This window comes from Aeromonas sp. FDAARGOS 1414 (assembly GCF_019047065.1).
GTDB lineage: Bacteria > Pseudomonadota > Gammaproteobacteria > Enterobacterales > Aeromonadaceae > Aeromonas > Aeromonas veronii_A.
On record NZ_CP077210.1, the window covers coordinates 4220001 to 4240112 of the forward strand.

General features: G+C 59.4%; 14 protein-coding genes, 1 tRNA gene and 2 rRNA genes (1 of these 17 cut by a window edge). 10 read left to right on the plus strand and 7 right to left on the minus strand.

Translation table 11 applies throughout. From position 1 onward, the window contains the following. The 5 genes from I6L44_RS19155 to I6L44_RS19175 all read left to right on the plus strand — a co-directional run. A 23S ribosomal RNA gene (locus I6L44_RS19155) occupies window positions 1-1440 on the plus strand (it extends 1451 nt beyond the left edge of the window). A gap of 123 nt (window positions 1441-1563) precedes the next feature. Continuing rightward, window positions 1564-1678 (plus strand): 5S ribosomal RNA (gene rrf / locus I6L44_RS19160). A 97-nt stretch (window positions 1679-1775) separates the two neighbouring features. Further along, window positions 1776-1852 (plus strand) — tRNA-Asp (locus tag I6L44_RS19165). Between the two features lie 413 nt (window positions 1853-2265). Next, entirely contained in the window at window positions 2266-2583 is a 318-nt protein-coding gene (tmaR, locus tag I6L44_RS19170) for a PTS system regulator TmaR (RefSeq protein ID WP_005336024.1), read from the plus strand. A 208-nt stretch (window positions 2584-2791) separates the two neighbouring features. Continuing rightward, complete coding sequence (locus I6L44_RS19175; RefSeq protein ID WP_216952803.1) at window positions 2792-5875, plus strand: transglycosylase domain-containing protein; 3084 nt, start codon at window positions 2792-2794, stop codon at window positions 5873-5875. Between the two features lie 109 nt (window positions 5876-5984). On the opposite strand, the gene yidA is transcribed toward I6L44_RS19175, so the two are convergent. The 4 genes from yidA to I6L44_RS19195 form a co-directional block, all read right to left on the minus strand. Then, window positions 5985-6794, minus strand: coding sequence for a sugar-phosphatase (gene yidA, locus I6L44_RS19180; RefSeq protein ID WP_216952804.1), 810 nt, complete (start codon window positions 6792-6794; stop codon window positions 5985-5987). 101 nt (window positions 6795-6895) lie between these two features. After that, window positions 6896-8563: a DUF342 domain-containing protein gene (locus I6L44_RS19185; RefSeq protein WP_216952805.1), complete on the minus strand. Its 1668-nt coding sequence runs from the start codon at window positions 8561-8563 to the stop codon at window positions 6896-6898. A 285-nt stretch (window positions 8564-8848) separates the two neighbouring features. Further along, window positions 8849-10000, minus strand: a complete 1152-nt coding sequence (locus I6L44_RS19190) for a CinA family nicotinamide mononucleotide deamidase-related protein (RefSeq protein ID WP_216952806.1) — start codon at window positions 9998-10000, stop codon at window positions 8849-8851. A 53-nt stretch (window positions 10001-10053) separates the two neighbouring features. Further along, window positions 10054-11292 carry a DUF3391 domain-containing protein gene (locus I6L44_RS19195; protein ID WP_201937853.1) on the minus strand — a complete coding sequence of 413 codons (1239 nt, stop codon included), beginning with the start codon at window positions 11290-11292 and terminating at the stop codon, window positions 10054-10056. Between the two features lie 144 nt (window positions 11293-11436). Between I6L44_RS19195 and metA the strand changes: the two genes are divergently transcribed. After that, window positions 11437-12384: a homoserine O-succinyltransferase gene (metA, locus tag I6L44_RS19200; protein ID WP_042053667.1), complete on the plus strand. Its 948-nt coding sequence runs from the start codon at window positions 11437-11439 to the stop codon at window positions 12382-12384. Here the strand turns inward: metA and I6L44_RS19205 are convergent, their stop codons facing one another. After that, a complete protein-coding gene (locus I6L44_RS19205; protein WP_216952807.1) occupies window positions 12385-12903 on the minus strand; it encodes a cyclin-dependent kinase inhibitor 3 family protein in 519 nt (172 codons plus the stop codon). It abuts the gene before it with no gap. Window positions 12904-13046: 143 nt separating this feature from the next. On the opposite strand from I6L44_RS19205, the gene I6L44_RS19210 reads away from it, so the two are divergent. Beyond that, window positions 13047-13517, plus strand: a complete 471-nt coding sequence (locus tag I6L44_RS19210) for an Lrp/AsnC family transcriptional regulator (protein WP_005336001.1) — start codon at window positions 13047-13049, stop codon at window positions 13515-13517. Between the two features lie 91 nt (window positions 13518-13608). On the opposite strand, the gene I6L44_RS19215 is transcribed toward I6L44_RS19210, so the two are convergent. Further along, window positions 13609-15573: an LTA synthase family protein gene (locus I6L44_RS19215; RefSeq protein ID WP_216952808.1), complete on the minus strand. Its 1965-nt coding sequence runs from the start codon at window positions 15571-15573 to the stop codon at window positions 13609-13611. A gap of 259 nt (window positions 15574-15832) precedes the next feature. Between I6L44_RS19215 and I6L44_RS19220 the strand changes: the two genes are divergently transcribed. Then, window positions 15833-16090, plus strand: coding sequence for a DUF2442 domain-containing protein (locus I6L44_RS19220; RefSeq protein ID WP_005335997.1), 258 nt, complete (start codon window positions 15833-15835; stop codon window positions 16088-16090). On the opposite strand, the gene I6L44_RS19225 is transcribed toward I6L44_RS19220, so the two are convergent. Continuing rightward, complete coding sequence (locus tag I6L44_RS19225; RefSeq protein WP_141108901.1) at window positions 16087-16347, minus strand: hypothetical protein; 261 nt, start codon at window positions 16345-16347, stop codon at window positions 16087-16089. The two genes, I6L44_RS19220 and I6L44_RS19225, sit on opposite strands and share 4 nt — an antisense overlap. On the opposite strand from I6L44_RS19225, the gene I6L44_RS19230 reads away from it, so the two are divergent. Both I6L44_RS19230 and I6L44_RS19235 read left to right on the plus strand, forming a co-directional pair. Continuing rightward, window positions 16336-18303: a TonB-dependent copper receptor gene (locus I6L44_RS19230; protein ID WP_216952809.1), complete on the plus strand. Its 1968-nt coding sequence runs from the start codon at window positions 16336-16338 to the stop codon at window positions 18301-18303. The two genes, I6L44_RS19225 and I6L44_RS19230, sit on opposite strands and share 12 nt — an antisense overlap. A gap of 109 nt (window positions 18304-18412) precedes the next feature. After that, on the plus strand, window positions 18413-20041 hold the full coding sequence (locus I6L44_RS19235) for an alpha-amylase family protein (protein WP_201953348.1): 1629 nt from the start codon (window positions 18413-18415) through the stop codon (window positions 20039-20041). Window positions 20042-20112 lie beyond the last annotated feature (71 nt).

Genomic DNA, 20112 nt, shown 5'->3' on the forward strand with positions numbered 1-20112 from the left:
GGTGAAAGTGCGTAGGTGGTGTTTCTAGGCAAATCCGGAGACACAACACTGAGACACGAGACGAACACACTACGGTGTGGAAGCCATTGATGCCCTGCTTCCAGGAAAAGCCTCTAAGCTTCAGATTACAAGTCATCGTACCCCAAACCGACACAGGTGGTCGGGTAGAGAATACCAAGGCGCTTGAGAGAACTCGGGTGAAGGAACTAGGCAAAATAGAACCGTAACTTCGGGAGAAGGTTCGCTCTTGATGGTGAAGTCCCTTGCGGATGGAGCTGTCGGGAGTCGCAGTGACCAGATGGCTGGGACTGTTTATCAAAAACACAGCACTCTGCAAACACGAAAGTGGACGTATAGGGTGTGACACCTGCCCGGTGCCGGAAGGTTAATTGATGGGGTTAGCGCAAGCGAAGCTCTTGATCGAAGCCCCGGTAAACGGCGGCCGTAACTATAACGGTCCTAAGGTAGCGAAATTCCTTGTCGGGTAAGTTCCGACCTGCACGAATGGTGTAACCATGGCCATGCTGTCTCCACCCGAGACTCAGTGAAATCGAATTCGCCGTGAAGATGCGGTGTACCCGCGGCTAGACGGAAAGACCCCGTGAACCTTTACTACAGCTTGGCACTGAACATTGAACCTACATGTGTAGGATAGGTGGGAGGCTTTGAAGGCGTGACGCCAGTTGCGCTGGAGCCGTCCTTGAAATACCACCCTTGTATGTTTGATGTTCTAACGCAGGGCCCTGAATCGGGCTCGCGGACAGTGCCTGGTGGGTAGTTTGACTGGGGCGGTCTCCTCCCAAAGAGTAACGGAGGAGCACGAAGGTTGGCTAATCCTGGTCGGACATCAGGAGGTTAGTGCAATGGCATAAGCCAGCTTAACTGCGAGACGGACAGGTCGAGCAGGTACGAAAGTAGGTCATAGTGATCCGGTGGTTCTGAATGGAAGGGCCATCGCTCAACGGATAAAAGGTACTCCGGGGATAACAGGCTGATACCGCCCAAGAGTTCATATCGACGGCGGTGTTTGGCACCTCGATGTCGGCTCATCACATCCTGGGGCTGAAGTCGGTCCCAAGGGTATGGCTGTTCGCCATTTAAAGTGGTACGCGAGCTGGGTTCAGAACGTCGTGAGACAGTTCGGTCCCTATCTGCCGTGGGCGTTGGATGATTGAAGGGAGTTGCTCCTAGTACGAGAGGACCGGAGTGAACGAACCTCTGGTGTTCGGGTTGTCACGCCAGTGGCACTGCCCGGTAGCTAAGTTCGGAATCGATAACCGCTGAAAGCATCTAAGCGGGAAGCGAGCCCTGAGATGAGTCATCCCTGACCCCTTGAGGGTCCTAAAGGGCCGTTGGAGACCACAACGTTGATAGGCGGGGTGTGTAAGTGCAGCGATGCATTGAGCTAACCCGTACTAATTACCCGTGAGGCTTAACCATACAACACCCAAGAAGTGTTCTAAGGCTTGTAGCGAATGAACGAACTACTCAAATTCAGTGGTAATGACAAAGCAAACTAGCCAAGTTGTTATTCACATCAGCTTTCCAAGATTGAAGAATTTGCCTGGCGGCCATAGCGCCGTGGAACCACCTGATCCCATGCCGAACTCAGAAGTGAAACGCGGTAGCGCCGATGGTAGTGTGGCATTCGCCATGCGAGAGTAGGACACTGCCAGGCACCCAATTAAACGGTGATGTGAAGAATCACGTCACTGGCTGCGAGGATGACACCTCATAAGAAGCGGCAAATGATTTAGCGCAAGCTAACCGAATGCGGAGCGGTAGTTCAGTCGGTTAGAATACCGGCCTGTCACGCCGGGGGTCGCGGGTTCGAGTCCCGTCCGCTCCGCCACTAATTTGAAGGCCTTCCCTGATGGGAAGGCCTTTTTGCTATGGGCGGTTTTTGCCCATAAGTCCCACTAGTTTGCACACCAGAACCAACACAAAGCCCAGTCTCACGACCGCGCGTTGGTGTTTTTAGCGTGTTAAACAGCCAGTATTAGCATTTATCTGCAGGAAGAGAACTAAAAATCCTGTCATTTCCTCCATTTTCTATCTATATCAAGCCCTTATCTGATGGATTACTGGCTATTTTAACTGGTTTACTTTTGGCCAAACTCTGTTCATGGCGCGCGATTAGGGTTGTATCTCGCTTATAACTCGGTAGAGTAAGGGCATCTTGAGTTTGCCTGTCCCGCGCCGAGTTTGCCGGGTTCCAGGTGTAACTTGGCCAGTTTTTATCAACCTTAAGTCAGTGGTATCGATATGGAACAAGTAAACAAGTCCACCTTCAGCGATGTACTGGAATATGTGCGTATGTCCCGTCGCCAGAACAAACTCAAGCGTGAAATTGCGGATAACGAGAAAAAGATCCGTGACAACCAGAAGCGCGTGCTGCTGCTCGACAACCTGAGCGACTACATCAAGCCGGGCATGAGTATTGATGATGTGCAGGCGATCATCGCCAACATGCGTGCCGACTATGAAGAGCGCGTGGATGACCACATCATCAAGAACGCCGAGCTTTCCAAAGAGCGTAAAGAGCTGAGCACCAAACTGAAGGGCATGAGCTCTCACAAATAAGCGTTGCGCTTTCGCTTAAGAGACACCGGCCACTGGCCGGTGTTTTGTTATCAGCTCTGATCTCTGCCACTCCTGCAACAATCGGCTCCCCTTTTTAGAATTGCCCTGTTACCATCACTACAAAGCGGTCAATAGTTTCAAGCCATTGACTTGAAAAGACTAAGCTTGAGTGAAACACAATAAATTGCGCAACCATGGTGGGGCTGATATGGGCGCATCAGAACAGACGGATTTGACACAAGTGGCATCTCAAGATTCATCTGTCCAGACCTCGGACGGGAACCCAAAGCGCAAGCGTCGTCCCTGGTGGCGTTGGCTGTTCTGTTTTCTCTTTTTATTGTGCCTGGGGGCGGTGATCGCTCTGGTTGGCTATGAGATGAAAACCTCGAAGCTGCAATCTCAGGAGATCTCCCGCTATGCCGCCAAGCTCACCTATCAGGTCGAGCCAGGCCAGAGCAAGCAGATCGCTTTCCCTGAGGATGGCCCGTTCGACAAGCGGCTCGGCTATGTGCAACTGCCGATGATGCAGGAGCGTTTGCTTCAGCGGGGCTATGAAGTCAGCAAGCAGGTGCATTTCTCCGACGCGCTCTATGACTACGCCAGTCGTGGCTTCTTCGTGCCCTATACCGAGAAGGTGCAGGCTGGCCTGACGTTGCACGATTGCCGCGCAGAACCTTTCTATCAATTCAAGTATCCGACCCATCACTATCCGGATTTTGACTCCATTCCGCCTCTTGTCATCCAGTCGCTGCTCTTTATCGAGAACCGCGACTTGCTGAGCAACGAAGAGCCGTTGGCCAACCCGGCGGTCGACTGGCCCCGTTTTGCCAAGGCCGCGCTCTCTCAAGTGGGCAAGGCGCTCGATATGCAGGATCAATCTGCCGGTGGCAGTACCCTGGCGACCCAGGTGGAGAAGTATCGCCACTCGCCGGATGGCCTGACCCTGTCGCCGACCGAGAAGATCCGTCAGATGGCCTCTGCCAGCGTGCGGGCTTATCGTCTCGGGCCGGAAACCCTCGAAGCGCGCAAACTGGTCGCCTGGGCCTACCTCAACTCGGTACCGCTCTCGGCTGCGCCGGGATATGGTGAAGTGCATGGTCTGGGAGATGGTCTCTGGGTCTGGTTTGGTGCCAATGTTGATGACGTGAACCGTCTTCTGGACCCCGCCCGCAACCAGAACACACCGCTGGCCGAACAGGGGCTTGCCCTGCGTCAGGTCGTCTCGCTGATGATTGCGCACCGCCGTCCCTCTTACTATCTGGCTCAAGGGCGAGAGGCATTGGCTACCCTGACCGACAGCTACCTGCGCCTGTTTGTGCAGGAGGGAATGATCACGCCACCTCTGATGGAGGCGGCGCTCAAGGCCAAGATTACGTTTCGTGACTTCCTGCAGTCCCCGGCTATCACCCGGGTGAACAACAACAAGGGGTTGCAGGTTGCCCGTACTCGCCTGAGCCGTCAGCTCGGAGTACAGCTCTATGACCTCGACCGGATGGATCTGACCGCCGATACCAGCCTCAACATGCCGTTGCAGAACGAAATCTCCCGTTATCTGCAACAGCTGGCCGACCCGACGTTTGCCGCTCAGGTAGGGCTGTTTGGTGAGCGCCTGCTCTCGCCGGAGAAGACCGGCGATGTGCGCTACAGCTTCACCCTGTTCGAGAAGTCGCCGGATGGGTTCAAGGTGCGGGTACAGACCGACAACACCGATCAGCCGTTCGATATCAACGAAGGCTCCAAGCTGGAGTTGGGCTCAACCGCCAAGTTGCGGGTACTGACTACCTATCTGGAGATCGTGGCCGAGCTGCACGACAACTATGCCGGGATGCCGGTCGAGAATCTGCGCAAGCTGGCTGCCGTCTCTCAGGACAACCTCAGCCGTTGGGCCATCTCCTATCTGATGACGGCTCAGGACAAGAGCCTGCCTGTGATGCTGGAAGCGGCGCTGGATCGCAAATACTCCGCCAGCCCCAACGAAGGGTTCTTTACCGGTGGCGGCATGCACACCTTCAACAACTTCCGCCGCGAGGATAACAATCGCATTCCGACGTTGCGTGACTCTTTGCGTGAGTCGATTAACTTGCCCTTTGTACGGCTGATGCGCGATATCGTGCGCTACAGCCTCTACAAGGAGGGCAACCGTGCCCAGTTGCTGAAGGACGACAAGGATCCCCGTCGTCAGGAGTATCTGGCCAAATTTGCCGACAAAGAGGGCCAGACCTATCTGCTGCGCTTCTGGCGCAAATATCGCGGCAAGACTCCCGAGGAGCAACTCGATACCTTCCTCGACGGTCTAAAGCCGAGTGCGGTACGTCTGGCGGCGGTTCACCGCTACCTGATGCCGGAAGCCAGCGAAGCCGCATTTGCTGCCTTCCTGGCGGAGCGGTTGCCGCGAGAAAGGCTGAGTGCCAAGCGGATTAATCAGCTCTACGTCAGCTATGGCCCGGGCAAGTATTCACTACCGGATCAGGGCTACATCGCCCGGGTTCACCCGCTGGAGCTGTGGTTGCTGGCCTATCTCAAGGAGTTCGACAAGGCCACCTTTGCCGATGCGGTGGCAGCCAGTCGTGACGAGCGGCAAGAGGTCTACAGCTGGCTGTTCAAAACTCGCCATCGCAGTGCCCGTGATAGCCGGATCCGCACCATGCTGGAGGTTGAAGCCTTCCTCGATATCCATCAGCGCTGGGCCAAGCTCGGTTATCCGTTCGACCATCTGGTGCCTTCGCTGGCGACCGCGTTGGGTAGCTCCGGCGACCGCCCGGCAGCACTGGCCGAGCTGATGGGGATTATCCAGAATGGCGGTATCCGCTCGCCAACCTTGCGTATCGAGCACCTCTCGTTTGCCAAGGGAACGCCCTTCGAGACCGAGTTTGAGCCGCAGCACACCGAGGGAACCCGGGTGATGCCAGCAGAGGTGGCGGCCGCCCTGCGCAGTGCGCTCTCCAAGGTCGTTGAAGGGGGCACGGCAAGACGTATAGCTGGTGCCTTTACCCTGCCGGATGGCACTGTGCTGCAGATGGGGGGCAAGACCGGGACTGGGGATAACCGCATCGAAACTGTGGGTCGTTATGGCAACGTGACCAGCTCGCTGGCGCGCAACCGCACCGCGACCTTCGTTTTCTATCTGGGTGAGGATCACTTCGGTACCCTGACCGCCTATGTACCGGGTAGCCAGTCTGATAAGTTCCGTTTCACCTCGGCGCTGCCGGTACAGGTGCTCAAGGGGATGGCTCCCCTGCTGACGCCTTACCTGCAACCGGGCTCCCATACCCAGTGTCTGGCGAACCAGTGATGCGCACGAATTACCGCTCATCACGCAGATAACTGACCAGAAAAAACGGGGAGGCTGACAGCCTCCCCGTTTTTATTTCCTTATCGGACGCAGCAGCGCTCGATTGCGATCAGGCGTTCAGTACGAACTGCTCGATCACCTGAGCCACACCATCTTCATCGTTGCGGGCAGTGGTGTGCTGGGCGAGCGCCTTGATCTCGTCGGTGGCATTGCCCATCGCCACACCGAGGCCTGCGTATTCGATCATGTGGCGATCGTTGCCCGCATCCCCGACGCAGATCACCTGAGCGGCGGTCAGGCCAAGGTGCTCGGCCAGCGCGGCCACGCCGGTTCCCTTGTTGCTCTGTTTGTTCATGAACTCGAGGAAGAAGGGGGCGCTCTGTACCACGGTATAGTGCTCATAGAGCTCTGCAGGCAGTCGCTCGATGGCGCGGGAGAGCTGGGGCGGCTCGTCGATCATCATCACCTTCATGATCTGCTCGTCGGCAGGCAAGGTGGCGAAGTCGATCAGATTGATCGGCATGCCGATAAGGCGAGATTCGTGCTCGGTGTAGGTGCTGACACGGGGACTGATCAGGCCGCGGGTGACCGAGAAACCATGGACGTTCACTTCCAGCTCATCAGCCAGTTTGGCGACGGCGCTGGCGTCACTGCCGGTCAGCAGTTGGCTGCGGATGATGCGCTGATCGGCCACCTGCTGCACCAGGGCGCCGTTGTAGCAGATGACGTAGTCATGCTCTGTGGTGAGGCCGAGCTCTTCCAGATAGCGGCTCATCCCTTCCAGCGGGCGGCCGGAGGCCAGCACTACGGTTACCCCTTTGGCGCGCGCGGCACTGATGGCGGCGTGGGTGCGGGGAGTAATCTGGCCCTGCGGGTTGAGCAGGGTGCCATCCATATCCAATGCGATCAGCTTGTACATCTCTCACTACCTGAGTCTGGCTGGCCCGCCCGGTGGGGCCAAGGAAGTGGCGAGTGTAGCGAAAATCGACGGCGGGATCACGGTCGATGCGGATGGTTCACCTAGCTGTGCCCCTCGTAAGGGGTCATCTCCAGCTGCTCGTCGTGAATAGTCAGGCGGGTAGGGCCTCGGGTGATGGTGACTTTGCGTTTGAAGCAGGCCATCTCGACCTCGATGCCGGAGAACAGATGCTGGGTGGCGATCACCTCCATTTGTGCCATCAAGCTCTGCATCTCTTCATGGTTTGTCGTGATCTGTTCGTGGATGAGGGTCAGCTCTGCCAACTGGTGATCCCGGATTGGTTTGAGTTTGCGCAGGGTATCCGGATTGCGTTTATCGCCGGGCAGTTGCAGCAGCCTCATCACCAGCGCCTTGATCTTGTCGAGTTGAGCTTGGCACTCCTGCTGACGAACCTTCAGCTGGGTCTCCTGCTCCTTGTGGGTGAAATAGCCACCGAGGATCTGCAACCGGGTATGGTTGGCGGCCTCGGCCCCCAGGCTGGGGGCCATGATGAGACGGTTGGCTATGCTGGTGCCACCCAGCAGGGTGCCTTTGCGCATGCTGCTGTCACCCACCTTGATATCCTGCCCGCTGCGGCTATAACAGTGGCTGAGCTGACTCTGGATCTGGATGTCGCCCCCGGCTTCAAGTTGCGCATACTGGGCGTAGCTGGCGTGGATCTCCCCCTGCGCATTGAGCTGACAGAGGTACTCCCCTTGCTCGTTGCGGCGTCCTATGATGCCGTGGCGAACCGTGATGCTGCCGCCGGCCTCGATCACGCCCCCTTCAATAAATCCACCGATGACGATATCGCCGCTGACCCGCACCTTCATGCCTGGATTGACGTCGCCATTGACGATTAATCCCCCTTCAAAGGTAATGTGGCCGTGGCGAACATCTACCTGTTTGACGGTGAGCACTTCATCCACCTTCATGCCCGCTTTCTCCTGACAGGGCAGGCCTGCCCGACCGGCGATCAACAGATCGGGATCGTCGGGGGAGATAAAGGTGCCCTCGCCAGCGCTCATCGGGCTGTCCTTGCCATTCTTGGCGGGCAGCTCCTGGCCTGTCACGGTAAAGCCGGGCACTCCCTGGGTGGCCGGATGACGTCGCATCAAAGGCGCCCCGGCTTTGACGGTGACGATGGAGCCGAGATCCCGCAGGTCGACTTTGCCATGATCCAGTTCCTGTGGTTTGAGGATCCGTTCGGCCGGAGTCTCCACCAGCCGCTCGTAACGGGTGTCCTCACCATTTTGTGCAGGTTGACCACGAGCGATGACCAGCTTGAGCAGGGTGCCGGGGGATGCCTCCTTGGCGGACTGGATGGCGGCGGTGAGCAGGGCGTCACTCACCCCCAGTTTGATCTCGCTCTGGCCGATTGCCTCTTGCAGTTGTTCCAGCGTGATGTACTTGCCACCCCAGTCTGCGGTGATCTGGGCGATGGCACTCATTCGATCTTTCTCCACCATCATGGCAAGTCTGGCATCCTGGCGCTTGCCAATCGGTATGGGGCTGGTAGGCGCGGGGGCTACGGGATTGCTCAACAGGGTATTGAGCAGGCTGATGGCCTGTTTGATCCCCTCGGGCAGCGGCTGATAGCGGCGACAGTTGGAAGCGAGCAGCAGAGCCTGCACATCCTGTTCCGTGACAGGTTTGGTGAGACCGGCGGCAATCCGCAGGCAGACCAGTTCCATATCGCTTGATAGCAGCAGCCACTCTTTGCTTAACACCGCATCTCCTTGCCTGGTGGGGAGAGGGGGGCTCGGTTTTCCCCTCTACTGTCATTTAATCTCTCTGTGATGAATAAAGCGAGTCGCCAACCCTGAGAGTGGGCAGTATTCAGATATTTCTTCTGAATGGTCAATGAATTGAGGTCGGATCGGTGACAAGAGACGGATAAATCGTGGTCGTATAAATGGCGTTCTGTTCGGTGATGACGCCAAGAGGGATGCCGGAGAGTGACCGGATATATCAGCCAGCGGCATGGCCTGCACTGGCCGGGTGAGGGATTGTGGTTAACCGCCGCGTTGTGTCGTTCTGTCCAGCGTGAGGTACTTGCCGAGTACCGGCTCGTCCAACAGGTGGCGGCGCAGCATGTCGAGGGCGGCAAAGGCGAGGATCTTGCGGCGGCTCTCCGGGTCGGGGTGGCTGACCTTGACTGTCTGACCGATGTGCATGCCATCGGCGCTGAGCAGCAGTGGCACTCCCTCTGGCCCCTCTCGCCCTATGGTCAGTTGCAGGCCCGCATCGGTCGTCGGTAGCTGCGCCAGCTCATCGGCCAGTTGTGTACTGAAGTTGGCCTCCAGCCGGGGATGGCCGTGACAAAGCGCCAGCAGGGCGCCGCCACTCTCTCCCTCCAGCAGAGACAGCGGCCTGCCTTGCAGCAGCGCGAGGATCTGCTGCGCCGGTTCCGTATCTCCGCAGCCAACCAGCCAGGGGCGGACCGTATCCAGCAGTCGGCGCTCGGCACTCTCCATATCAGCGGCACTGGCGCCGTGGCCGATCAGTTTCAGCTCGATAAGGGGCATGGAGGATCGGTAACCCAGCTCGATACCCATCGGCCAAGGGGCGCCATCCAGCATATCGCTGAGGGCCGACTCCGAGACGCCGAAGGTGTAAAAGCGACGCAGCTCGGTATCGATCTGTGCCCCGGCCAGCTGTTTGAGGCGCGGCAGAATTTGCTCGCGCACCATCTGCTTGAACTCGAACGGCACGCCCGGGGTGAAGAAGAGCTGGCTCTGGCCACTTCGCACCACAAAGCCGCAGGCGGTGCCGACCGGGTTGTCGAGGATCTCGCACCCCTGTGGCAACCAGGCCTGTTTGGCATTGCTTTGTGCCATGGGGCGGCCACGGCTGGCGTAGCGCGCTTCGATGGTAGCGAGCCAGTCGGGGAAGAGGGTGAGCTGCTGGTCAAAGGCCTCGGCTGCCGCCTGAGCGGTGAGGTCGTCGGCGGTGGGCCCGAGCCCGCCACACACCAGCACCACCTCTGCGCGGCTGGCACTCTCTTGCAGCACCGTTTTCAGGTCGGCGAGGTTGTCCCCCACCGTCAGGCGACGGCGCACCTGCCAGCCCTGCTCCAGCAGCAGAGCGCTGAGCCAGGCCGCGTTGGTATCCACCACCAGACCCGTTACTATTTCGTCTCCGGTACTGATGATCTCGATACGCATGGCGGGCTCCTTGGGTGAAACGGGTGACAACGGTTGGCCTCTGGCCAACACAATCAGGCTTTGTTGTGCTCGAAGTAGTAGCTGATCCGGGTACGCGGATTGAGATACTCGAACACGGCGGGCGGCAGCCGTTTGGGGTGGATCACCTTGGCGATCGACAGTTCGGCTTGCTGCAGGTCGATGATGGCGGCTTCCTGACGGGGAATGCGCGGATCGTAGACCAGCACCGAGGGGTAGAGCAGGCGGGAAGCGTTGACCGACATTACCAGCCCCACCTGACCGTTGGAGAGTTGCACCACGCTGCCGGGGGGATAGATCCCCATCAACCGGATCAGCATGCTGAGGTACTCCGGATTGAACTGGGCCTTGCGCTGCTTGTAGAGGCCGCTCAGGGCCGAGTAAGGCACCTTGGCCTGCATGTGGCAGAGGTTATCGTACTCGTTGATCAGAGACACCATCTGGGTGAGCTGATCGAGCTGGCCACCCTTGAGCCCTTCCGGCCCGCTGCCATCGAGATATTCGTGGTGGTGCAGCACTATCCCCTTCGCTTCCGACGGGAAATCCTTGGCCAGATTGAGCAGATCCAGCCCGTAGCGCGGGTGCTGGGCCATCAGGTTCTGCTCCGGCCTGGTGAGCGGCTCGGTCTTGCGCAGGATCTGGCTCGGGATCTTCAGTTTGCCGATGTCGTGGAACAGCGCCCCCATACCGATATGGCGGATCTGGTCGGCCGACATGTTGCACTCCTTGGCCAGCAGCATGCTGAGTACGCTGACGTTGAGGGAGTGGAAGTAGAGGTTGTTGCCATCCTCGCTGTCGGAGACCAGATGGAGCACCATCTCGTCCACCGAGAGCAGCTGTTCTGTCATGGCGTTGACCAGCTCCTGCGCCTCGCCGATGGCATTGAGGGGGCGGGACTGGAGCTTGCTCATCACGCTGCGCACCTGGGCCAGCGACTGCTGAAACTGTTTCTCGCACTGCTGCAGGTTGCGACGATACTGCTGCAACTGCTCGATGCGGCGGTCCTTCTCCTGCTGCATCTGAGCCTGGCGCTGGGCGGCGTCTGCGCTCTCTTGTGGTTGAGGCTGTACCTGATTGAGGGGCTTGGGCGGAACGTCGCTCTTGTCGGGAATGATGGTGACCAGTTTCAGACCGAGTCGGCGAATGAGCTCGATCTCCTCTTCATTCTTGATCTTGAAGCTGGAAAACAGGAAGGGGTGTTCGCGCCACCCCAGTGGCAGGGAGACATAGTTGCCGACTTGCAGTCGATCTACGGAAATCTTGATACCGGTCATTATCTTGGATGCAGGGGAGATACTGAGCCGTATGCTAGTCAAAGGCGAGAGTGAATACAAAAGGTATCTGATGACAGGGTGGGAGCTTTATTATAGGCTTCTGGATGTCCAGACATATTTACCGATGCAGTACAGGGAGTAAGCATGCCGATCAAGATCCCGGATCAGTTGCCCGCAGCCGAAGTGTTGGGGCAGGAGAACATCTTCGTGATGACGGAATCCCGGGCCGTCACCCAGAACATCCGCCCGCTGCGGGTACTGATCCTCAATTTGATGCCCAAGAAGATTGAGACCGAGATCCAGCTGATGCGGATGCTCTCCAACTCGCCGCTGCAGGTGGATGTGGATCTGCTGCGCATTGATGACAGGGAGTCAAAGAACACGCCGCAGGCCCATCTCGAGAACTTCTATCACGACTTCGAGCAGGTGCGTGGCAACAACTACGACGGCATGATCATCACCGGGGCGCCGCTTGGGCTGGTGGAGTTCGAGGAGGTGGTCTACTGGCCGCGCATTGTCGAGATCATCGAGTGGTCCCATCAGCACGTGACCTCCACTCTGTTTCTCTGCTGGGCGGTGCAGGCGGCGCTTAAAGCCTTGTATGGCATGGAGAAGCAGACCCACGGCGAGAAGCTCTCCGGGGTTTATCGCCACCACCGCCTCGACGAGCATGAGCCGCTGCTGCGCGGTTTCGACGACGAGTTTGTCGCCCCCCACTCCCGTTATGCGGCGTTTGATGGCGATCTGATCCGTGCCCAGACCGACTTGCAGATCTTTGCAGAGTCAGAAGAGGCGGGGGTTTATCTGGCTGCGACCAAGGATTGTCGTCAGGTGTTTGTCACTGGCCATCCGGAGTACGATGCTTTGACACTGGATGGGGAGTATCAGCGTGATCTAGCGGCGGGGCTCGACCCGGCCATTCCGGTCAACTACTACCCGAATAACGATCCGAGCCGGACGCCGCGCGCCAGCTGGCGCAGCCATGGTCATCTGCTGTTTGCCAACTGGCTCAACTACTACGTCTATCAGCTCACCAGTTATCGGGTGGAGGATATCGGCAAGGTCTTCACCTACGACCAGGGGGGCAAGTAGTCAGTCGCCCTGCTCCAGCCGCTCGGCCAGCTGGTCGAGCCATTGGCGGTGGCAGGCTAACGCGAATGCCTTGGGTCTGTGGGCCTTGATGGCGGCCATCGCTTCTTGCTGCGGCTGGCCGAGGGTCATCAGTAGCGCGGCGGCGACCAGCCCGGTACGACCGCTGCCCCCTTTGCAATGGATGACCAGATGCTTGCCATCCCCCAGCAGCTCGCGCAGCTGCGGCAGTGCCTGTTGCCAGGCGGCCTCGAAGGCGGTGTCGGGGGCCAGATCATCCTCGATGGGCAGATGGAACCAGCGCATCCCTTCGTGCTCGACCTGCTGGCCGAGCGGCGCCAGTTCGAGTCGGGTCAGCTCGGCGCTCGTCATCAGGGTCACCACCCCGTGGGCACCGGCCAACCGCAGTTGATCGAGCGCCAGGGTCAGCGGCACCTGCTGGGTGCCGGGGCAGGGAGTCAGCAGTAACTGGCCATCGACACGGGGAACCTCAAGGCTCCAGAAGGGGTGAAACGGGTGCATGGCGGATCCTCGCGTAGTGGCCGCAGGTCTGCGGTCGGTGAATGGCGCCAAGGATAGGCGGGGCCGGAGGGATGTCAATGGCCGTTGTGTTTGCCCCGGTTTACGGGCAGAGTCTAAAAAATTGAGCGGTTCAAGGAGTTAAGATGAGAAACCTGGATCAACTGGATTTGGATATCCTGGCCCATCTGTTTCGGGATGCGGGCATGACCAACAAGGATCTGGCCGCGCTGGTGGGCGTTGCCCCCTCCACCTGTCTGGAGCGGGTGCGCAAGTTGCAGCAGGATGGTGTGCTCAAGGGCGCACACTGCGAAGTGGATTATCAGGCCCTAGGTGGTCACATTCAGGCCATGGTCTCCCTGCAGCTGGCCCGCCACAGCCGCCAGATCATCGATGCTTTCCGCGATGCCATTCTGGCGCTGCCCGAAGTGATCAGCCTGTTCCACATGGGGGGCAAGGATGATTTTCTGGTGCACCTCTGTGTCTCCGATACCGAGCACCTGCGCAACTTCGTCTTCGATCACTTCACCTCCCGCGAAGAGGTGGTGCACCTCGAAACCTCGCTGGTATTCGAGCACAAGTTCAGCCGCTCCCTGCCCTGCTTTCCCCAGCCATAACGGCCTGTGGGCCGACGGTATGGATAGATGGAAAAAACCGCCAGCTGGCGGTTTTTTCTATTCTGCTATGGGTTGAAGCAGCACGAGCGGCTCAATTGGCGGCGGTGCGTTCATCCTTGGCCGTCTGATAGAGGCTCTTCTGATAGGCCATGCTGCCCCACAGGGCAAGACCGAGAGCATCCTCCTTCAAGGCGTCCGGCTGCGCCGCCAGAGTCAGCTTCTCGCTGGCATTGTCGTAGACATAGCCCTCTGCTGCCCGTTCCGGTTGCAGGATCACCACATCCTTGCCGCGCATCAGGGCGAAGTTCTTGTCGTACTGCATGATGGCGCGCCCCGGCCAGTCGGCGGGCATGCGGGTCAGATCCTTGCCGAGCATGGGGTAGTCGGCACTGATCCCCATCAGGGAGAGCAGGGTCGGCGCCATGTCGATCTGGCTGACGATTCGCGGATCCTTCCTCGGTGCAATGCCGTCACCCACAATGACGCCGGGGATATGGAAGCGGGGAATGGGCACCAGACTGGCGCCACCGACCCGGCTGTCGTGATCGGCGATGACCAGGAACAGGGTGTCCTTCCAGTATTCGGACTGTTTCGCCCTCTTGAAGAACTCGCCGATGGCGTAATCCGCATACTTGGCCGCGTTGTTGCGGGTCTGCTTGGGCTGCTCGAAGAGTTCGATGCGGTTGTCCGGGAATTCAAACGGATCGTGATTGCTGGAGCTGAACACCAGACTGAAGAAGGGTTTACCCTCCTTGTGCAACGCCTTGAAGGTCTCGTCGGCCTTGGCCATCAGATCCTCGTCGGAGGCCCCCCATGACCCTTTGAACACCGGATTGTCGAAATCCTTCTGCTCGACGATGGTGGTGAAGCCATTGCCGAGGAAGAAGCTGCGCATGTTGTCGAAGTGACTCTCGCCGCCATAAATAAAGCTGGTGTCGTAACCCCGCTGTTTGAGCAGATCCGCGATGGTGAAGAAGTTGGTCTGGCTCTTGCCGAGTTTGACCACCGACTGTGCCGGGGTTGGCGTGAAGCCGGTCAGTACTGCCTCGATACCACGCACCGAGCGGGTGCCGGTGGCGTAGAGCTGCTCGAAGGCCCAGCCCTGCTGCGACAGGGCATCGATGTTGGGGGTGAGCGGCAGGCCACCGAGGGAGCCGACAAACTGGGCACCCAGACTCTCCTGCAGCAGGATCACCAGATTCTTCGGTTTACCCTGGAAGCTCGCCTGGTTGAAGGTCTGGCTGGGCAGCAGCTCGGAGTTGAAATCACTGGCCGGACGGCCACTCTCCTTGCGCATGACTTCGAGCACCTTCTGCTCCGTCATCTCGCCGTAAAACTGGCCGGCATCCTCCTCGGCGCCCATCTGCTTGATGGCAAAGAAGAGGGAGTAGGCGGAGTTGACGGTGAGCGAGTTGACCAGCGGATCCTCGGCAAAGGCGACCATGGCCGGGTTCAGGGCGCGGTGGCCGAGACTGGAGCGGGCACCGAGAAAACCTATGGCCAGAATGAGCAGTGCGAAGGCCGGACGCAGATACCAGCGGGGGAAGCTGAGGCCATGCACCAGACGGCCGCTCAGCCACCAACCGCCGGTCAGCACGGCGCCACTGAAGAGTAACGCCAGCAGCAGCTCGGCTTTGCGCCCCGCCCACAGCATGGCGAACACCTCTTTCGGATAGATGAGGTACTCCACATAGAGACGGTTGGGACGCACGCCATATTCGGTGACAAACGAGGGGGTGGAGATCTCGAGGAACAGCATCAGCCAGAGTCCGACGGTCAGCCAGACGCGCATCAGTTGCAGCCAGCCCCGGCCGATGGCATGGGGGCCTGCCAGCAGCAGAGTGAGCATGGCGGGGACACCCCAGACCCAGCAGAGGGTCGCAAAGTCGACCCGGATCCCTTGCAGCAGCATCTCCTGCCAACCGGCCACGGCATCCACCCGTTCCAGTTGCCAGAGACCGAGGGCGATTCGGCTGAAAGAGAGAGAAAAAAGCGCGAGCGCGCAGAAGACGGCGAAGGGCCAGAACGGGCCGAGTCGCTGTTTTAGATCTGTCATGTTTGTTCCTGAATGAGACTGTAAACGTCTGTCCACAGACGTTTTTTTAGTTGTTGTGAGGTTATGACAGATCGAATTGGTTAAGGTTGCATTCAAGTTTGTTAAAAGTCGGCATTAACACATTTATCATCTAAAAATGTGATGTCGCGCCACTAATGAGCACAGCATAATCTGCTGGGTAAAATGTGAGCCACAGCGTGTATGGATGGAGCGCTGGTGTTTATAATTGCCGCGAATTATCTCAATCGGAGCCGAAGGGATGCCGGTCTTTATCGATGTCGAGTATGTGCGGGGATGGCGCCTGTTTCTGGTGTTATCGGATGGCACCACGGGTGTGCTGGATCTGACCCCCTGGCGAACCCAGCCGCTGTTTGCAAAGCTGGAGAGCGAGCGTCACTGCGCCCGGGTCTTCATCAACCGTCACCACCAGCTGGAGTGGCCTGTTGGCTGCACGCTATCCGCCCATGAGGTCTATCACCTCATCTCTCCCATCGATGAGCGGGAAGCCTTCAGCTAATCCCCATTTTTTGTGAGCCAACGCCAGATTCCTGTTACTGGAATGTTTGCCCGTTTGCCTTTCTGAGCCAACTTGGGTAAAACCTGCGCAACATTTTGCCAACTTGCCTTCGCTTCACCTGACAGAGGCTTGCCGCTTTCGCGCCGCAGGCCTTTTTTGCGGCCTGATGGCAAACCTTTCCCTTGCTGAAAGGTTTGGTCGGTTGAATGAAAATAACAAAATAAACAAATACATAAGGAAAATGTATGGCTTGTCATATGCGCACACCTCTTGCCCTGCTGGTGGGCGGGCTCGCCTGTCACGGCGCTGCCGGTCAGGAATCGGTTCAACAGCTGGATCCCATGGTGGTGGTGGCAACCCGCCCCGCCAGCACACTTGAAGTGACGCTGGATCCCAAGAAGCCCGGTTCCCCCATGCCCGCTGCCGACGGCGCCGGTTATCTGAAGAATGTCACCGGCATGAGCATGGTGCGCAAAGGGGGGCTCGGTGGCGACCCTGTACTGCGGGGGATGGGGATGTCCCGCCTCAACGTGCAGATGGATGGCGGCATGCTGGCCGGTGGGTGTGGTGGCCGGATGGACCCGCCCACCGCCTATGTGTTCCCCCAATCCTTTGACCGGATCCGGGTGCTGAAGGGGCCGCAATCCCTCGAGCAAGGGGCTACGCTGGCGGGAACCGTGCTGTTCGAGCGGGACAGACCCGAGTTCACCGCACCGGGCCTCAAGGCCGATGCCTCTGCCCTCTTTGGCAGCTTCGGCCGCGATGATCAGATGGTCGACATGACGGCAGGCTCGACCGACGGCTATCTGCGCGGTCAGTTCACCCACTCCGATAGCGACGATTACCGCGATGGCCATGGCAACAAGGTGCGCTCCTTCTATCGCCGCGAGAACGGCACCGCCCAGCTGGGCTGGACGCCGGGGGAGCACACCTGGCTGGAACTCACCGCCGAGCGCAGCAACGCCCGCGCCGCCTATGCGGACCGCACCATGGATGGCCCCATGTTTGATCGCGAATCCTTCGGGCTGAAGCTCAAGCAGGAGCAGATCACCACTCACTGGCAGCGCAGCGAGCTGACCCTGTGGGACAACTATATAGACCACATCATGGACAACTTCAGCCTGCGGCAAAACAGTGGCATGAAGATGCTCTCCAACCCGGATCGCCGCAACACCGGCGGTCGCTGGGCCAACGACATCGCCTTGCCAGCAGACTGGCTGCTGACCGCCGGGCTCGACAGCAACCGGGATCAGCACCGCAGTCGGAGTGGGGTCGACTATGCCACCAAGGATCGCCAGCGCACCCTGCGTTTCGAGCAGCAGGGCGGCTTCGCCGAACTGGGTCGTCAGCAGGGGGCTCACAGCTACAAGGGCGGTTACCGTCAGGATAGGGTAGAGACCACCCGCTATGGCGCCGGTGAACAGACCCTCTACCGCGATACCCTGACCCTGAACAGCGGGTTTGGCCGCTACGAGTACCAGTGGTCGCAACGCTGGTCCAGCTATCTGGCGTGGGGGCAGGCAGAGCGGGCGCCGGACTACTGGGAGCGCAGCAAGGACAGCACCCCGTTCACCCTCAACCCGGAGCGCAGTCGCCAGTGGGATGCGGGGTTGGCTTTGCGCAGCCGCGAGCTGGACCTGACCCTCTCCCTCTTTAGCGCCGATATCAAGGACTACCTGCTCTACAACAGCAAGTCGAACAAGGTGCGCAATATCGATGCCCAGACCCGGGGTGGCGAGCTGGAGGGGCGCTGGCAGTTTGCCGAGCAGTGGCGTCTCGATGGTGGTTTGGCGGTGGTCTACGGCGAAAATCAGAGCGACAACAAGCCGCTGGCCCAGATGCCGCCGCTTGATGGCAAGCTGGCATTGGGCTGGCAGCCGGACGAGGCGCTGAGCTTTACCTTGCTGGGGCGCGCGGTGGCGGCGCAGGATCGGGTGGACGTCGGTTCCGGCACGGTCGCGGGTCAGGATCAGGGGGAGACTCCGGGCTTCTTCACCATGAACCTGAGCGGCGCCTGGCAGTTTGCCAAAGGGTGGCAGCTTTCGGCCGGGGTGGACAACCTGTTCGACACCTTCTACTACGAGCACCTCTCCAAGTCGGTGCACGCCAGTCAGGCGGGGTTGGGCTATGAGCAGAGCGGCCGCATCCCCGAGCCGGGCCGTTCCTACTGGCTCTCGCTCAACTACCGTTTTGCTTCGGCAGGGGTGCTATAACCAGTTGAGTCAGATAACGTTTTCAGTCACAGACACCGCTGTGTGAACATCGCTATCATGGTGAAAAACAGGCGTATCAGACGCCTGCTCTCACAGCGGGAACATAACAATGAAACAGGGAACGTTACGCTATGGCGGCCTGCTCGGGGCCGCCCTGTTACTTGCGGCTTGCGGCGGCAGCGGTAGTTCAGGTGGGGAGAGTTCTCCCCCCGTCGTCAATCCGCCGGTCACCCACCCTCCGGTTGCCACGGCCAGTCGTGCCTGCTATGGCGACGATCAACCCGCCTGCAACCTGCGCATCTATCAGGTAATGGTGGAGTCGTTTGCCGATGGTGACGGCAGTGCCAACTACGGCGTCGGCTATGGCCCCTCCCAGCACAACGGCGATCTGCAGGGGATCATCGACAGTCTCGACCACATCAAGAGTCTCAACGTCAACGCCATCTGGCTCACCCCGGTGTTCGACTCCTGCGCGGGGCAAGGCGGCGATAATAAGCTCGATGCCACCGGCTACTTCGCCTGCGACTTTTTTACCGTGGATCCCAACTTTGGCAGCAATGCCAAGCTCAAACAGCTGGTGGATGGGGCGCACCAGCGCGGCCTCTATGTCTTCCTCGACGGGGTGTTTGGCCACGTCAACAAGGTGGGGGTGAGCAAGCCCTCGCCAGAGGGGCGTCTGCCAGCCCTCACCAGCGGCGGTGCGGGTTATCCCGGCCAGCTGGTGGATTACAGCAAGCCGGAGAGCCTCGCCTACTTCAAGGAGGTGGCCCGCTATTGGGTCGAGCAGTACGGTATCGACGGCTGGCGCCTCGATCAGGCCTATCAGCTTGGGTTGGATGATTGGCGCGCCATTCGCAGCGAGGTGGAGCAGGCCAGCGCAGCGCGCAAGGCGGCAGGGCAGCAGTGGGGCACCCTCGGCTACATGGTGGGCGAGGTGTGGAAGGGGGCTGATGACATTCGCGCCCAGGCTTACGGCAGTAGTGACAATCCGGCGCTCTCCTCAGCCTTTGACTTCCCGTTGCGCTACGGCATCGTGCAGGCGCTGGCGGTCGAGGAGTCCGGCAAGGGCGGGCAGGGGGCCAGCCTGCTCGACGCCAGCTGGAACAAGGTGGAGAACTACCCGAATCACGCCATGCCGAACCTGATGCTGGGCAACCATGATCTGGTGCGTTTTGGTGATCTGCTGGAGCGCGGCAACTTCAAGTCGACCGAGTACTGGCAGCGCCACAAGGCGGCCTTCAGCTTTATGGCGGCCCGCTCCGGCCCCATCACCTTCTACTATGGCGAGGAGTTTGGCGACGAGGTGCCGGGCTTTGCTGCCAAGGTCAGCGGTGACTGCGCAGCGCAGGGCTTGTGCGACGATCATGTGGCCCGCAGCGACGGCAAGGTGCCCGCTGTCACCGGTTTTGTGCCGGGTAGCGAACAGGCCGAGCTGAAAGAGTGGCTCGCCCAGTTGCTGGCGATGCGTGCTGCCCACCCCGCCCTCTATCAGGGAGAGCGAGTCAAGCTGGTGGCCGAGGGCAGTCTCTATGGTGACATCAAGCAGACGGCGGGGGAGCAGATAGTCTACCTGCTCAACCTCTCCACCACGGCGCTCAGCTACAACCTGCCGACGGGCAAACTGCGCAGCGGCAGCGCGCTGGTGGATCTGCAAAGCGGCGAGAGTCTGGCCATCGGCGGCAGCAGCGTGACGGTGGAGATACCGCCCTTGAGCGGGCGTTTCCTGCGTCTGCAATAAGTCAGCCACAGCACGCTTTGATATGAGAGAGGGCCCCATCGCGGGGCCCTCTCTGCCATTGTGGGCGACAA

Bases quoted from the DNA above. Each gene is read 5' to 3' on its own strand.
- tmaR (WP_005336024.1), top strand. From the start codon at position 2,266: ATGGAACAAGTAAACAAGTCCACCTTCAGCGATGTACTGGAATATGTG.
- I6L44_RS19175 (WP_216952803.1), top strand. From the start codon at position 2,792: ATGGGCGCATCAGAACAGACGGATTTGACACAAGTGGCATCTCAAGAT.
- yidA (WP_216952804.1), bottom strand. From the start codon at position 6,794: ATGTACAAGCTGATCGCATTGGATATGGATGGCACCCTGCTCAACCCG.
- I6L44_RS19190 (WP_216952806.1), bottom strand. From the start codon at position 10,000: ATGCGTATCGAGATCATCAGTACCGGAGACGAAATAGTAACGGGTCTG.
- I6L44_RS19195 (WP_201937853.1), bottom strand. From the start codon at position 11,292: ATGACCGGTATCAAGATTTCCGTAGATCGACTGCAAGTCGGCAACTAT.
- metA (WP_042053667.1), top strand. From the start codon at position 11,437: ATGCCGATCAAGATCCCGGATCAGTTGCCCGCAGCCGAAGTGTTGGGG.
- I6L44_RS19205 (WP_216952807.1), bottom strand. From the start codon at position 12,903: ATGCACCCGTTTCACCCCTTCTGGAGCCTTGAGGTTCCCCGTGTCGAT.
- I6L44_RS19210 (WP_005336001.1), top strand. From the start codon at position 13,047: ATGAGAAACCTGGATCAACTGGATTTGGATATCCTGGCCCATCTGTTT.
- I6L44_RS19215 (WP_216952808.1), bottom strand. From the start codon at position 15,573: ATGACAGATCTAAAACAGCGACTCGGCCCGTTCTGGCCCTTCGCCGTC.
- I6L44_RS19220 (WP_005335997.1), top strand. From the start codon at position 15,833: ATGCCGGTCTTTATCGATGTCGAGTATGTGCGGGGATGGCGCCTGTTT.
- I6L44_RS19230 (WP_216952809.1), top strand. From the start codon at position 16,336: ATGGCTTGTCATATGCGCACACCTCTTGCCCTGCTGGTGGGCGGGCTC.
- I6L44_RS19225 (WP_141108901.1), bottom strand. From the start codon at position 16,347: ATGACAAGCCATACATTTTCCTTATGTATTTGTTTATTTTGTTATTTT.
- I6L44_RS19235 (WP_201953348.1), top strand. From the start codon at position 18,413: ATGAAACAGGGAACGTTACGCTATGGCGGCCTGCTCGGGGCCGCCCTG.